Origin of the sequence: Enterobacter sp. WCHEn045836 (assembly GCF_003965585.1) — a bacterium.
In the GTDB taxonomy this organism is placed as follows: domain Bacteria; phylum Pseudomonadota; class Gammaproteobacteria; order Enterobacterales; family Enterobacteriaceae; genus Enterobacter; species Enterobacter dissolvens.
In genome coordinates, this window is sequence record NZ_RXPT01000004.1 from 290,885 (window position 1) to 303,863 (window position 12,979).

At 55.0% G+C, this 12,979-nt stretch carries 12 protein-coding genes and 3 tRNA genes; 14 read left to right on the plus strand and 1 reads right to left on the minus strand.

All coding sequences use genetic code 11. The features are described 5' to 3' along the window. Positions 1 to 14: 14 nt before the first annotated feature. From EKN38_RS07555 to EKN38_RS07620, 14 genes are all read left to right on the plus strand, one after another. Positions 15 to 893 carry a metal ABC transporter substrate-binding protein gene (locus EKN38_RS07555; RefSeq protein WP_014833025.1) on the plus strand — a complete coding sequence of 293 codons (879 nt, stop codon included), beginning with the start codon at positions 15 to 17 and terminating at the stop codon, positions 891 to 893. 130 nt (positions 894 to 1,023) lie between these two features. Further along, the gene (gene pncC / locus EKN38_RS07560) at positions 1,024 to 1,521 is read left to right on the plus strand and encodes a nicotinamide-nucleotide amidase (protein ID WP_013098439.1); all 498 of its coding nucleotides are present in this window, start codon (positions 1,024 to 1,026) and stop codon (positions 1,519 to 1,521) included. Positions 1,522 to 1,610: 89 nt separating this feature from the next. Beyond that, entirely contained in the window at positions 1,611 to 2,669 is a 1,059-nt protein-coding gene (recA, locus tag EKN38_RS07565) for a recombinase RecA (protein WP_013098438.1), read from the plus strand. A 68-nt stretch (positions 2,670 to 2,737) separates the two neighbouring features. After that, positions 2,738 to 3,238: a recombination regulator RecX gene (gene recX / locus EKN38_RS07570; protein WP_014833024.1), complete on the plus strand. Its 501-nt coding sequence runs from the start codon at positions 2,738 to 2,740 to the stop codon at positions 3,236 to 3,238. Positions 3,239 to 3,369: 131 nt separating this feature from the next. Beyond that, the gene (alaS, locus tag EKN38_RS07575) at positions 3,370 to 5,997 is read left to right on the plus strand and encodes an alanine--tRNA ligase (protein WP_014833023.1); all 2,628 of its coding nucleotides are present in this window, start codon (positions 3,370 to 3,372) and stop codon (positions 5,995 to 5,997) included. A gap of 241 nt (positions 5,998 to 6,238) precedes the next feature. Next, entirely contained in the window at positions 6,239 to 6,424 is a 186-nt protein-coding gene (csrA, locus tag EKN38_RS07580; protein WP_000906486.1) for a carbon storage regulator CsrA, read from the plus strand. Between the two features lie 343 nt (positions 6,425 to 6,767). Continuing rightward, a tRNA-Ser gene (locus EKN38_RS07585) sits at positions 6,768 to 6,860 on the plus strand. Positions 6,861 to 6,864: 4 nt separating this feature from the next. After that, positions 6,865 to 6,941, plus strand: a tRNA-Arg gene (locus tag EKN38_RS07590). A 64-nt stretch (positions 6,942 to 7,005) separates the two neighbouring features. Continuing rightward, positions 7,006 to 7,082 (plus strand) — tRNA-Arg (locus EKN38_RS07595). A 125-nt stretch (positions 7,083 to 7,207) separates the two neighbouring features. Continuing rightward, positions 7,208 to 7,774, plus strand: a complete 567-nt coding sequence (gene yqaB, locus EKN38_RS07600; protein WP_014833022.1) for a fructose-1-phosphate/6-phosphogluconate phosphatase — start codon at positions 7,208 to 7,210, stop codon at positions 7,772 to 7,774. After that, positions 7,771 to 8,199 (plus strand): YqaA family protein, encoded by a 429-nt coding sequence (locus EKN38_RS07605; protein WP_014833021.1) that lies wholly within the window; start codon positions 7,771 to 7,773, stop codon positions 8,197 to 8,199. The genes yqaB and EKN38_RS07605 overlap by 4 nt, the downstream gene beginning before the upstream one ends. An 83-nt stretch (positions 8,200 to 8,282) precedes the next feature. After that, a complete protein-coding gene (gene gshA / locus EKN38_RS07610) occupies positions 8,283 to 9,827 on the plus strand; it encodes a glutamate--cysteine ligase (protein ID WP_014833020.1) in 1,545 nt (514 codons plus the stop codon). Positions 9,828 to 9,980: 153 nt separating this feature from the next. After that, the gene (luxS, locus tag EKN38_RS07615; RefSeq protein WP_014833019.1) at positions 9,981 to 10,496 is read left to right on the plus strand and encodes an S-ribosylhomocysteine lyase; all 516 of its coding nucleotides are present in this window, start codon (positions 9,981 to 9,983) and stop codon (positions 10,494 to 10,496) included. 53 nt (positions 10,497 to 10,549) lie between these two features. Beyond that, on the plus strand, positions 10,550 to 11,323 hold the full coding sequence (locus EKN38_RS07620; protein ID WP_014833018.1) for an AraC family transcriptional regulator: 774 nt from the start codon (positions 10,550 to 10,552) through the stop codon (positions 11,321 to 11,323). On the opposite strand, the gene leuA is transcribed toward EKN38_RS07620, so the two are convergent. Further along, positions 11,301 to 12,956 (minus strand): 2-isopropylmalate synthase, encoded by a 1,656-nt coding sequence (gene leuA / locus EKN38_RS07625; protein ID WP_014833017.1) that lies wholly within the window; start codon positions 12,954 to 12,956, stop codon positions 11,301 to 11,303. The genes EKN38_RS07620 and leuA overlap by 23 nt on opposite strands. Positions 12,957 to 12,979: the final 23 nt, after the last annotated feature.

Consider the following 12,979-nt stretch of genomic DNA (forward strand, 5'->3'; position numbering starts at 1 on the left):
CGCAAGGGGAAATGATGAAACGTACAGGGTTAATAATGGCGCTCGCGCTCGGGATGATGTCACAGGGCGTGATGGCAAAAACGCTTAATGTGGTCACCAGTTTTTCCATTCTGGGAGACATCACCCGGGAGGTGGGGGGTGATCGGGTCAACGTGACTACGCTGGTAGGGCCGGACGGTGATCCGCATACCTTCGAACCGTCCCCAAAAGACAGCGCGGCGCTCAGCAAGGCCGATGTGGTGGTGGTAAACGGTCTGGGGCTGGAGGGCTGGCTCGACCGGCTGGTGAAGGCCTCCGGATTTAAAGGCCAGCTGGTGGTGGCCTCGACCGGGGTGAAAACCCATACGCTTGAAGAGGACGGGAAAACCGTGACCGATCCGCATGCCTGGAACAGTGCGGCGAACGGGGCACGGTATGCGCAAAATATCCTCGCCGGGCTGGTAAAAGCCGATCCTGATGATAAGGCGGCGCTGGAGGCGACAGGTAAACCTTATATTGCGCAACTGACTCAACTGGATAGCTGGGCCAAAACGCAATTCAGCCAGATCCCGCAGGCAAAACGTAAAGTGCTCACCAGCCATGACGCCTTCGGCTATTTCAGCCGCGCCTATGGCGTGACCTTTATTGCGCCGCAGGGCTTGTCGTCAGAGAGCGAAGCCAGCGCGGCGCAGGTGGCTGAGATTATCAATCAGATAAAAGCGGACGGGGTGAAAACCTGGTTTATGGAAAACCAGCTCGACCCGCGCCTGGTTAAACAAATTGCCACGGCCACCGGTGCGCAGCCGGGGGGCGAACTTTACCCGGAGGCGCTGTCGGCCGAAGGCGGCGTGGCGGATACTTACGTGAAGGCGTTTCGCCATAACGTGAATACCCTCGCCAGGAGCATGAAGTAACCTTCTTTTCAGCCGGTGCCTTCGCATCGGCTTTTTTCTGAAGCCCCCTCGTAAAACATGATCCTCATCTCCATATCTGACGAGAAAGTGCTATCTTGTGCTGCACGTTTTTCTGATGTCCGGAGCGAGAATGACTGACCATGAATTGATGCAGCTTAGCGAAGTCGTAGGACTGGCGCTTAAGCAACGTGGCGCGACTATCACGACTGCCGAATCCTGTACCGGTGGCTGGGTTGCTAAAGCGATTACCGATATTGCAGGCAGTTCCGCCTGGTTTGAACGCGGCTTTGTGACCTACAGTAACGAAGCTAAAGCGCAAATGATTGGCGTGCACGAATCCACACTTGAACAGCATGGTGCGGTCAGTGAGCCGGTGGTGATTGAGATGGCAATTGGTGCGCTAAAAGCGGCGCGTGCGGATTATGCCATTTCTATTAGCGGTATCGCGGGCCCGGACGGCGGCAGTGACGTGAAGCCTGTCGGCACCGTCTGGTTTGGTTTTGCCACCTCTAAAGGTGAGGGGATCACGCGTCGCGAGTGCTTTAGCGGCGATCGTGAAAGCGTGCGTCGTCAGGCCACCGTTTATGCGTTAAAAACGCTCTGGCAACAATTTCTACAAAACACTTGATACTGTATGACTATACAGTATAATTGCACCAACAGAACAGAAATCCACGGTGAAGCACAGTCGCTTCTCCCGGCATGACAGGAGTAATAATGGCTATCGACGAAAACAAACAGAAAGCGTTGGCGGCAGCACTGGGCCAGATCGAAAAGCAATTCGGTAAAGGCTCCATCATGCGCCTGGGTGAAGACCGTACCATGGATGTGGAAACGATCTCCACCGGTTCGCTTTCTCTGGATATCGCGCTGGGCGCGGGCGGTCTGCCAATGGGCCGTATCGTAGAGATCTACGGGCCAGAATCCTCCGGTAAAACCACCCTGACGCTGCAGGTGATTGCCGCGGCGCAGCGCGAAGGTAAAACCTGTGCCTTTATCGATGCCGAGCACGCGCTGGACCCTGTTTATGCTCGTAAGCTGGGCGTGGATATCGATAACCTGCTGTGTTCTCAGCCAGACACGGGTGAGCAGGCGCTGGAGATTTGTGACGCGCTGGCGCGTTCCGGTGCGGTTGACGTTATCGTGGTCGACTCCGTTGCTGCGCTGACGCCAAAAGCGGAAATCGAAGGCGAAATCGGCGACTCTCACATGGGCCTCGCGGCACGTATGATGAGCCAGGCAATGCGTAAGCTGGCCGGTAACCTGAAGCAGTCCAACACGCTGCTGATCTTCATCAACCAGATCCGTATGAAAATTGGCGTGATGTTCGGTAACCCGGAAACCACCACCGGTGGTAACGCGCTGAAATTCTATGCTTCTGTCCGTCTGGATATCCGCCGTATCGGCGCGGTGAAAGAGGGTGAAAACGTGGTGGGGAGTGAAACCCGCGTGAAGGTCGTGAAGAACAAGATCGCCGCGCCGTTCAAACAGGCTGAATTCCAGATCCTCTACGGTGAAGGTATCAACTTCTTCGGCGAACTGGTTGACCTGGGCGTGAAAGAGAAGCTGATCGAAAAAGCGGGCGCATGGTACAGCTACAACGGCGACAAAATTGGTCAGGGTAAAGCGAATGCAATCTCCTGGCTGAAAGAGAACCCGGCTGCAGCGAAAGAGATCGAGAAGAAAGTGCGTGAGCTTCTGCTGAACAACCAGGACTCTAAACCTGATTTCGTGGTTGATGGTGCGGATGCTGAAGAAACTAACGAAGACTTTTAAGGCTTTCGTTTAAAAATGAAGGGCTGCTGATGCGGCCCTTTTTGCATTTCTGAACCAGCAGGTTTTTTATGAGTGAATCCACAACGCGTCGACCCGCTTATGCGCGATTACTGGACCGCGCGGTGCGGATCCTTGCCGTGCGTGACCACAGTGAACAAGAGCTGCGGCGTAAACTGTCGGCCCCGGTGATGGGTAAAAATGGGCCGGAAGAGATTGATGCCACCGCGGAAGATTATGACCGGGTGATTGCCTGGTGCTATGAGCATCACTATCTGGATGATGACCGTTTTGCTTCCCGGTTCCTGGCCAGCCGTGGCCGTAAGGGATACGGTCCGGCGCGTATCCGTCAGGAGTTGAACCAGAAGGGCGTTGCCCGTGAGTCCATTGAAAAAGCGATGCGCGACTGTGACACGGACTGGTGTGTGCTGGCAAAAGAGCAGGCGATCCGTAAATACGGTGAACCGCTGCCGCGTGAATTTTCAGAAAAAGTCAAAATCCAGCGCTTTTTGCTCTACCGCGGCTTTCTGATGGAAGATATTCAGGATATCTGGCGTAATTTTGCCGATTGAACGCATGCGGGATTTTACTTCCCACCAAAGAAAACTTATCTTATTCCCACTTTTTCCAGTAGCAGGTCTGTCCAGGGGTTTACCGATACCGGCTTGCTACGACATTTCGTTAGCTTGATTTCAGGATAATTATGAGCAAGAGCACCGCTGAGATCCGTCAGGCGTTTCTCGATTTTTTCCATAGTAAGGGACACCAGGTTGTTGCCAGCAGCTCCCTGGTACCGAACAACGACCCAACTCTGCTGTTTACCAACGCCGGGATGAACCAGTTCAAGGATGTGTTCCTTGGTCTCGACAAGCGTAATTATTCCCGCGCCACAACCTCACAGCGTTGCGTGCGTGCGGGCGGTAAACACAACGACCTGGAAAACGTCGGTTACACCGCACGCCACCATACCTTCTTCGAAATGCTGGGTAACTTCAGCTTCGGCGACTATTTCAAACACGATGCGATTCAATACGCGTGGGAACTGCTGACCGGTGAAAACTGGTTCAACCTGCCGAAAGAGCGTCTGTGGGTTACCGTCTATGAAACCGATGACGAAGCCTACGAAATCTGGGAAAAAGAAGTCGGTATCCCGCGCGAACGTATTATTCGCATCGGTGATAACAAAGGCGCACCGTACGCGTCTGACAACTTCTGGCAGATGGGTGACACCGGTCCTTGCGGTCCGTGCACCGAGATCTTCTACGATCACGGCGACCACATCTGGGGCGGCCCTCCAGGCAGCCCGGAAGAAGACGGCGATCGCTACATTGAGATCTGGAACATCGTCTTCATGCAGTTCAACCGTCAGGCCGACGGCACCATGGAGCCGCTGCCGAAGCCGTCCGTTGATACCGGTATGGGCCTGGAGCGTATTGCGGCTGTTCTGCAGCACGTTAACTCCAACTACGAAATTGATCTGTTCAGCACCCTGATCAAAGCCGTTGCAGAAGTGACCGGCGCGACCGATCTGAACAACAAATCACTGCGCGTAATCGCAGACCATATCCGTTCCTGTGCGTTCCTGATTGCGGACGGCGTTATTCCGTCGAATGAAAACCGTGGCTATGTGCTGCGTCGTATCATTCGTCGTGCTATCCGTCACGGCAACATGCTGGGCGCGAAGGACACCTTCTTCTATAGGCTCGTTGGGCCACTGATTGGCGTAATGGGTTCTGCAGGTGACGAGCTGAAACGCCAGCAGGCGCAGGTTGAGCACGTTCTGAAGACTGAAGAAGAGCAGTTTGCACGTACACTGGAGCGCGGTCTGGCGCTGCTGGATGAAGAACTCGCTAAGCTTAAGGGCGACACGCTGGATGGCGAAACTGCTTTCCGCCTGTACGACACCTACGGTTTCCCGGTTGACCTGACGGCGGACGTTTGCCGTGAGCGCAACATCAAAGTGGACGAAGCGGGCTTTGAAGCGGCGATGGAAGAGCAGCGTCGTCGTGCGCGTGAGTCCAGCGGTTTTGGCGCAGACTACAACGCGATGATCCGCGTAGACAGCGCGTCTGAATTCAAAGGCTATGAAGCACTGGAACTGACCGGCAAAGTGACCGCCCTGTTTGTTGACGGCAAAGCCGTGGAGAGCATCAGCGCAGGTCAGGATGCGGTTGTCATTCTGGATAAAACCCCGTTCTATGCGGAATCCGGTGGTCAGGTTGGCGATAAAGGCGAACTGAAAGGTAACGGTTTCAGCTTCAGCGTGAGCGACACCCAGAAATACGGCCAGGCGATTGGTCATCTGGGTAAACTGGTTTCAGGCTCCCTGAAAGTGGGCGAGGGCGTTCAGGCTAATGTCGACGAAGCGCGTCGTGCACGCATCCGTCTGAACCACTCGGCAACGCACCTGATGCACGCTGCACTGCGTGAGGTTCTGGGAACGCATGTTGCGCAGAAAGGTTCTCTGGTTAACGACAAAGTGCTGCGTTTCGACTTCTCGCATTTTGAAGCGATGAAACCGTCTGAAATCCGTGCGGTGGAAGATCTGGTGAACGCGCAAATCCGCCGTAACCTGCCAATCGAAACCCACATTATGGATCTCGACGCGGCGAAGAAAAAAGGTGCGATGGCCCTGTTTGGTGAGAAATATGACGACCGTGTTCGCGTATTGAGCATGGGCGACTTCTCTACCGAGCTCTGCGGTGGTACTCACGCATCACGTACCGGTGATATTGGTCTGTTCCGCATCGTTTCCGAATCCGGGACGGCGGCAGGGGTACGTCGTATTGAAGCGGTGACCGGTGAAGGCGCGATTGCCAGCCTGCATGCGCAGAGCGACCAGTTGCACGACATTGCGCAGCTGTTGAAAGGCGATACCCAGAACCTGGGCGAGAAAGTGCGTGTTGCGCTGGATCGCACCCGCCAGCTGGAAAAAGAGCTGCAGCAGCTCAAAGAGCAGGCTGCGGCGCAGGAGAGTGCAAACCTCTCCAGCAAGGCTGTAGACATTAAGGGCGTTAAACTGCTTGTCAGCGATCTGGCAGGTGTTGAGCCTAAGATGCTGCGTACCATGGTCGACGATCTGAAGAACCAGCTTGGTTCGACAGTTATTGTGCTGGCAACGGTGGCAGAAGGTAAGGTTTCTCTGATTGCGGGCGTCTCTAAGGATGTGACCGACCGCGTTAAAGCAGGGGAATTGATTGGTATGGTCGCCCAGCAGGTGGGTGGCAAAGGTGGCGGTCGTCCGGACATGGCGCAAGCCGGTGGTACGGATGCGGCGGCACTTCCTGCGGCATTGGCCAGCGTTGAAAGCTGGGTAAGCGCGAAACTGTAATAACTACAAAGCACAAACAGACGCCATAGCGGTAACGTTATGGCGTCTTGTTCACTGCACTATCGATAACGATAAAGTCAGGTTGAGTTTGTGTATATCGGCTAAACTTACGTTTAACAGAATGTGATGCCGTGACTGCTTACACTTTACGTGTTTGTCATCGCTTACTTTTTGGCGTTATATGATGGATAATGCCGGGATACAAGAGACCCGACTCTTTTAATCTTTCAAGGAGCAAAGAATGCTGATTCTGACTCGTCGAGTTGGTGAGACCCTCATGATTGGGGATGAGGTCACCGTGACAGTTTTAGGGGTGAAGGGTAACCAGGTACGTATTGGTGTTAACGCTCCTAAAGAAGTATCTGTCCACCGTGAAGAGATCTACCAGCGTATCCAGGCTGAAAAATCCCAGCAGTCCAGTTACTGATATTATCGCGTCTCGCTGTCGGGCGAGACGCAACCCCTCCTGTCATTTTTCCTGCTCAAAGTTACCGTTTAATTTCAATCGCTCTCTTTTTAACCACTCCGTTACCCTTAACTCGTCGCAACACCGCCATTTCTGCACAGGTTTTCTGTGAAGATGCCAGCAAAATCCGCTTATAAAACACCCTCTTTGCGGCTTTTACATGCGAATTGCCTGTGATTTGTGCAAACGATAAAAGCTTTTGGAAAATTGTTTGACTTATAAGTCCCAGAAAGTAATATATGCGCCACGCAGCGACGAGAAGCTCTTAACGAGTCACTCGAAGCACTCGAAAGAGGCGTTGTGTGGTGAGGTGGCCGAGAGGCTGAAGGCGCTCCCCTGCTAAGGGAGTATGCGGTCAAAAGCTGCATCCGGGGTTCGAATCCCCGCCTCACCGCCATTTTGCATCCGTAGCTCAGCTGGATAGAGTACTCGGCTACGAACCGAGCGGTCGGAGGTTCGAATCCTCCCGGATGCACCATCTATTACTTCATATTGCTTTAGAAGTGATATGAATATCGAGCAGTACAGTAGTAAATCCCGATGCATCCGTAGCTCAGCTGGATAGAGTACTCGGCTACGAACCGAGCGGTCGGAGGTTCGAATCCTCCCGGATGCACCATCTCTTCTGTTGTTCCCTTCGATGTTTAGTTCTTAATCACTCTCGTTGTTATCACTTCGCAATCAGCGACAAAAACCCCCGTTTACGATAAAGTAATCCTTTGTTAATCGGTTAGCGAGAGCACGATGTACGCACAGTATGACGGTTTGATCTTCGATATGGATGGCACCTTGCTGGATACCGAACCCACGCACCGTAAAGCCTGGACAGACGTCCTTGGTCGTTACGGTATGCGCTTCGATCTCCAGGCGATGATTGCCCTCAACGGATCCCCTACCTGGCGTATCGCACAGGCCGTCATTGAGCTTAATCAGGCCGATCTCGACCCGCACCTGCTGGCGCGCGAAAAAACCGATGCAGTCAAAGCAATGCTGCTGGACACCGTGCGGCCTCTGCCGCTTGTTGAGGTGGTAAAAGCGTGGCACGGACGTCGCCCGATGTCGGTTGGCACGGGCAGCGAAAGTGCCATTGCCGAAGCGCTACTCAACCATCTTGGCCTGCGCCACTATTTTTCTGCTGTGGTTGCCGCCGATCATGTTAAAAATCACAAACCCGCACCGGACACCTTTCTGCTTTGCGCAGAACGAATGGGGGTGCCGGCAGCGAAATGCGTTGTGTTTGAGGATGCTGACTTTGGCATTCAGGCCGCGCGTGCAGCCGGAATGGATGCTGTGGATGTGCGCTTACTGTGAGTGACGCGCTGTCACTTTTATCATTATTCGCCAGCAGTTTTTTAAGCGCTACGCTCTTACCGGGAAATTCGGAAGTGGTGCTGGTGGCGATGCTGTTGTCTGGCGTGAGTCAGCCCTGGTTGCTGGTGTTAATAGCAACAATGGGTAATAGCCTTGGAGGGCTGACTAACGTTATTCTTGGGCGTTTCTTTCCGCTGCGTGAAAAATCGCGCTGGCAGGAAAAGGCAGTCGGCTGGCTAAAACGCTATGGCGCTGCCACGCTGTTATTAAGCTGGATGCCTGTAATAGGCGATTTACTGTGTCTGCTGGCGGGATGGATGCGCATCTCCTGGGGGCCGGTGCTCTTTTTTTTGTGCCTTGGCAAGGCGTTGCGCTATGTTCTTGTGGCGTGGGCAACACTACAGGGTATGACGTGGTGGCACTAATTGGTGGAATGAATACGCGACCTTCAATCGTCAACCATTACAATTATGCTGAGTAACATTACTTTGACAGGCGGGAGGTCAATTTGATCCCGGACGTATCACAGGCGCTGGCCTGGCTGGAAAAACACCCTCAGGCACTGAAGGGTATTCAGCGTGGTCTTGAGCGTGAAACGCTGCGCGTAAACGCGGATGGCAGCTTAGCGACGACGGGTCACCCGAAGGCGTTAGGCTCGGCGCTGACACATAAATGGATCACTACCGATTTCGCTGAAGCACTGCTGGAGTTTATCACTCCGGTGGACGGTGATATTGATCATATGCTGACGATTTTGCGCGATATCCATCGCTACACCGCCCGTAATATGGGTGATGAGCGCATGTGGCCGCTCAGCATGCCCTGCTATATTGAGCAAGGGCAGGAGATTGAGCTGGCGCAATACGGCACCTCGAATATCGGTCGACTGAAAACGCTGTATCGCGAGGGGCTGAAAAACCGCTACGGCGCGTTGATGCAGACGATCTCAGGCGTACATTACAATTTCTCGTTGCCGATGGCTTTCTGGCAGGCGAAATGCGGTGAAACGGATAAGGACGCGATCTCCGCGGGTTACTTCCGCCTGATCCGCAACTATTACCGTTTTGGCTGGGTTATTCCTTATCTGTTTGGTGCATCGCCGGCAATATGCTCCTCGTTCCTGCAGGGGAAACCGACGACGCTGCCGTTCGAGAAGACCGAGTGCGGGATGTACTATCTGCCGTACGCCACCTCTCTGCGCCTGAGCGATCTTGGCTATACCAATAAATCGCAAAGCAATCTCGGTATTACGTTTAACGAATTGCAGGAATATGTGGCAGGATTGAAGCGGGCGATCAAAACCCCGTCGGAAGAGTACGAGAAAATCGGCCTCGAAAAAGACGGCAAACGTCTGCAAATCAACAGCAATGTGCTGCAGATTGAAAACGAACTGTACGCACCAATTCGTCCGAAGCGTGTGACGCGTAGCGGGGAAACCCCGTCGGATGCGCTGCAGCGCGGCGGGATCGAATACATTGAAGTGCGCTCACTGGATATCAACCCGTTCTCGCCGGTTGGTGTTGATGAGCAGCAGGTTCGCTTCCTGGATCTGTTTATGGTCTGGTGTGTGCTGGCCGATGCGCCGGAAATGAGTTCAGACGAACTGCTCTGTACCCGCACTAACTGGAACCGCGTGATTCTCGAAGGGCGCAAACCGGGCCTGACGTTGGGTATTGGCTGTGAAACGGCGCAGTTCCCGCTGCCGAAAGTGGGTAAAGATCTGTTCCGCGACCTGAAGCGCGTGGCCCAGACAATGGACAGCCTTTACGGTGGCGAAGCGTATCAACAGGTCTGCGACCAGCTGGTGGAATGCTTTGATAACCCGGAGCTGACTTTCTCAGCGCGTATTCTGCGTTCTATGATTGATCAGGGCATCGGCGGAACAGGGCGTGCCCTCTCTGCGGAGTACCGTGAGATGCTGATGCATGAGCCATTAGAGATCCTGAGCGAAGCGGATTTTGTCGCGGAACGGGATGCGTCTGTTGTACGTCAGAAAGAGGTTGAAGCGGCAGATACGGAGTCGTTTGACGCGTTTCTGGCAAGGCAGGCTTAAGCAGAAAAGAAAAAGGCCACATCGCTGTGGCCAAAATATACATCTCTGAATTCAGGGATGATGATAACAAATGCGCGTCTTTCATATACTCAGACGTGCATTCTGTAGAAGAGTTCAGTTTATTTTAAAAAAAATCACTATCGGAGGTGACGTATGCCGTTATTAGATAGCTTTACTGTCGACCATACCCGTATGGAAGCACCTGCAGTCCGTGTGGCGAAGACCATGCACACTCCGCACGGCGACACGATCACCGTATTTGATCTGCGCTTCTGCGTGCCTAACAAAGAAGTGATGCCGGAAAAAGGCATTCATACGCTGGAACACCTGTTTGCAGGTTTTATGCGTGACCACCTGAACGGTAACGGCGTTGAGATTATCGATATCTCTCCGATGGGCTGCCGTACCGGTTTCTACATGAGCCTGATCGGCCAGCCGGAAGAGAAGCGTGTCGCAGATGCGTGGAAAGCGGCCATGCAGGACGTGCTGAAGGTAAAAGAGCAGAACCAGATCCCCGAGCTGAACGTCTACCAGTGCGGCACCTACCAGATGCACTCTCTGGAAGAAGCCCAGGAGATCGCGCGTCACATCATCGAGCGTGATGTTCGCGTCAACAGCAACGAAGAGCTGGCCCTGCCAAAAGAAAAACTGCAGGAACTGCACATCTAGTGCACCTTTTCCCTCTCCCATCGGGAGAGGGTAGGGTGAGGGTTGTTTAACCCATGACCACAACGTCTACCTTCTCCTTTACCCATCGTCCCCTCGTTCCGTTTGCCCATGATTACGTTCATGGTGACAGCGAGCCGTGGCACCAGCACGACTGTGCCCAGCTGCTGCACACCCTGAGCGGGGTGGTAAGAGTGGATACCGCATCGGGCTGTTGGGTGGTTCCGCCGGGCCGGGGAGTCTGGCTACCAGCAGGAACGCAACACTCGCTTCGCATCACCGGCAACGTAGCGGCGCGCACGCTGTTTATCGATCCGCTGGCGCGGGCCGATCTCCCTGCGACCTGCCAGATCGTGCAGATCTCGTCGCTATTACGCGAACTGATCCTTGTCTCCCTGCAGCTTGAGGAGTCTTACTCACCGGGAAGCCGGGACGAGCGGGTGTATGAGCTGATTCTGGATGAGATCCGTTTGATGCCAGTGCTGCCGTTTCATCTGCCGGAGCCGGAAAGCGAGCCGTTACGCCAGCTTTGCCAGCGGATCCGCCAGGCACCCGGTGAAAGCTGGAGCAGTACTGAGGCCGCGAGCACCGCAGGCATGAGCGAGCGCACGATGAACCGCCACTTTCAGCAGCAAACCGGTTTACGCTACGCAGAGTGGTTGAGAAGGGCGCGCCTGCTGGAGGCGTTGCAACGGCTGGCACAGGGCCAGCCTGTGTTACGTGTGGCGCTGGATCTGGGCTACGGTAGCCACAGCGCCTTTACCGCGATGTTTCGCCGGGTGATGGGGACATCACCCAGCGATTACTTCAAAGACAGCTCACCGCATTAAACAGCGCCTGGAGCGAGGCGCGCGCCACGTCACTGTCAATGCCCACTCCCCAACGGCTGCTGCCGTCCTGGAACAGGCAGCGGATGTAAGCCACCGAGCGGCTGTCGCTGCGCTCCCCCAGCGTATGTTCGTGGTAGTCTTTAATCACAAACGGGGTGTTGAGCCAGCGGCTTAACCCACTGGCGGCCGCGGATAACAGCCCGTTGCCCTGGCCTTCAAGCTGGCGCGTTGCGCCCTGCGTCACGACGCTTGCCGTCAAACGTAACTGACCGTCCTGCTGACTGTCGCTGCGATAAGATTGCAGGGCAAAGTGTGGGTCTGCGACCAGCCCGTAGCGGCTGCGAAACAGCTGCCACAGGGCGTGCTGCGTCATCTCTTTACCATGGCGATCGGTCTCCTGCTGCACATGCTGGCTAAAATCCTGCTGCAACGCGCGGGGCAGCTTCAGACCATGATTCTGCTCGATGAGCCAGGCGCTGCCGCTTTTCCCGGACTGGCTGTTAACCCTGATCACCGCTTCATACGTGCAGCCGATATCCTGCGGATCGACGGGCAGGTACGGCATCTGCCAGCGCTCGCCCGATTTGCGGGCATCAAAGCCTTTTTTGATGGCGTCCTGATGCGAGCCCGAGAAGGCGGTATAGGCCAGCCGTCCCGCCCACGGATGGCGCGGGTGTACCGGAAGCTGGTTGCAGGCTTCCACCACTTCTACCACCCGGTTCATATCGCTAAAGTTGAGATTCGGGCTGATCCCCTGGCTGTAGAGATTCATCGCCAGCGTTACCAGGCAGACGTTGCCCGTGCGTTCGCCGTTGCCAAACAGACAGCCTTCCACCCGGTCCGCACCCGCCATCACCGCCAGCTCCGCGCTGGCCACGCCGGTGCCGCGGTCATTATGCGGGTGAACGCTGATGCAAACATCGGTGCGACGACTAAAGTGGCGGCAGAAATACTCGATCTGATCGGCATACACGTTTGGCGTGCTGACCTCCACGGTGGCCGGTAAGTTGATCACCATGGGCCGTTCGGCGCAGGGCTGCCAGATCTCCGCCACCGCTTCACAAATCTCCAGCGCAAACTCGGGCTCGGTAAAGCAGAAGGTTTCCGGGGAGTATTCGTATTGCCAGCGGGTTTCCGGGTTCTCTTCGCAGAGTTTGCGGATAAGCCGCGTGGAGCGTGTTGCCAGCTCAACGATTTGCGCTTTCTCCAGGCCGAACACCAGGCGGCGGAACAGCGGGGCGGTGGCGTTATACAGATGGACGGTGGCCTGTTTCGCCCCGCGTAACGATTCAAAGGTGCGGACGATCAGGTCTTCACGTGCCTGGGTTAATACCTGAATCGTGACGTCATCCGGGATGCGGTTCTCTTCAATCAACTGGCGAACAAAGTTGAAGTCGGTCTGCGAGGCGGAAGGAAAGGCGACCTCAATCTCTTTGAACCCGCAGCTCAGCAGCAGATCCCAGAACTGCAGCTTGCGCGAGCTGTCCATGGGTTCGGCAAGGGCCTGGTTACCATCGCGTAAATCGGTTGAGAGCCAACGCGGGGCATGGGTGATGCGTTGCTCAGGCCAGCGGCGGTCAGGAAGAGAAATAACGGGGTAAGGCTGGTACTTGTCGGCGGGTGTGTTCAGCATGATGCGCTCCTGTTGTCTTTTCA

What these genes read in the sequence shown, in the direction of transcription:
- alaS (WP_014833023.1), top strand. Translation starts at nt 3,370, where the DNA reads ATGAGCAAGAGCACCGCTGAGATCCGTCAGGCGTTTCTCGATTTTTTC.
- csrA (WP_000906486.1), top strand. Translation starts at nt 6,239, where the DNA reads ATGCTGATTCTGACTCGTCGAGTTGGTGAGACCCTCATGATTGGGGAT.
- EKN38_RS07555 (WP_014833025.1), top strand. Translation starts at nt 15, where the DNA reads ATGAAACGTACAGGGTTAATAATGGCGCTCGCGCTCGGGATGATGTCA.
- recX (WP_014833024.1), top strand. Translation starts at nt 2,738, where the DNA reads ATGAGTGAATCCACAACGCGTCGACCCGCTTATGCGCGATTACTGGAC.
- pncC (WP_013098439.1), top strand. Translation starts at nt 1,024, where the DNA reads ATGACTGACCATGAATTGATGCAGCTTAGCGAAGTCGTAGGACTGGCG.
- luxS (WP_014833019.1), top strand. Translation starts at nt 9,981, where the DNA reads ATGCCGTTATTAGATAGCTTTACTGTCGACCATACCCGTATGGAAGCA.
- leuA (WP_014833017.1), bottom strand. Translation starts at nt 12,956, where the DNA reads ATGCTGAACACACCCGCCGACAAGTACCAGCCTTACCCCGTTATTTCT.
- yqaB (WP_014833022.1), top strand. Translation starts at nt 7,208, where the DNA reads ATGTACGCACAGTATGACGGTTTGATCTTCGATATGGATGGCACCTTG.
- EKN38_RS07620 (WP_014833018.1), top strand. Translation starts at nt 10,550, where the DNA reads ATGACCACAACGTCTACCTTCTCCTTTACCCATCGTCCCCTCGTTCCG.
- recA (WP_013098438.1), top strand. Translation starts at nt 1,611, where the DNA reads ATGGCTATCGACGAAAACAAACAGAAAGCGTTGGCGGCAGCACTGGGC.